Annotated in this window: 1 protein-coding gene; it reads left to right on the top strand. The window is 31.9% G+C overall.

Going from position 1 to position 832, the window contains the following annotated elements; genetic code table 11:
• The first annotated feature begins 289 nt into the window (after positions 1-289).
• A complete protein-coding gene (locus DWV53_RS15400; protein ID WP_118155491.1) occupies positions 290-625 on the top strand; it encodes a hypothetical protein in 336 nt (111 codons plus the stop codon).
• The last annotated feature ends 207 nt before the right edge of the window (positions 626-832 follow it).

Consider the following 832-nt stretch of genomic DNA (forward strand, 5'->3'; position numbering starts at 1 on the left):
CATAAAAGAGGGTGCGCCATAGACTTATGACACACCCTCTTACATTCTCATGATTGTTCAAAACATAGTATTTTGATACTCTTTCTTTGACTCATAAAAAACAGACGCACCTTTGGCGGAAAAGCATATATGATTTGAATATGTGTGTCGCCCAATAGTCCCTGCCTGGTGAGACAACGGAAAAACATTGATAGACATATTATTGTGCGTTTTCTGATTAATACTGCAATTTAATACAATAAATTCAATATCCAGTCGTTCTTTAGTTATAACATAAAAGCAAAACAATATGAACGATATTTATTTTTGGGGAATATTAGCGTCTATAACAGGAATTGCAATAATGATTTCTGTTATTAAGCACAAAAAGTCGGTAAGTGCCATAAAAAATGGCACTTACTTGATTTTTTCAATTTTGATGATATGCTTAGGAATAACAACCATCTTATTTAAAAGATATGATAGTATTTGTGCAATATCCTTTGGTATTACATTCCTAAATATCACATACAAAGACAGGCGTAATTTCCCACCGAGTTTTACAACAGCCTATATTAGTTATCTTAAAGGATATGTTGTTGGTTTTATGTCTATAATGTATGGTTTGTTTAGAATTTTTGAATAAATAATCAAGTAATATGTCACGACTTATAAAAAACGTGAGTAGCAAAATTGCTATCAACGTTTTTTATAAGTCGCATTTTTTTACTTTTTTCAACACATAAAATTTTGCAGTCTCATCCTCTGGCTCATTACCAACAGAGTCTGTTAATACAATAAAGCTGGCTCTATTTCCCAAAACTGCCGTATATTCTTCAAGCTTATCGGCACA

It is taken from the genome of Segatella copri (assembly GCF_003465495.1).
Taxonomy (GTDB): domain Bacteria; phylum Bacteroidota; class Bacteroidia; order Bacteroidales; family Bacteroidaceae; genus Prevotella; species Prevotella copri_G.

Excerpts from the sequence above, each read along its gene's own strand:
- DWV53_RS15400 (WP_118155491.1), top strand. The coding sequence starts at position 290 with ATGAACGATATTTATTTTTGGGGAATATTAGCGTCTATAACAGGAATT.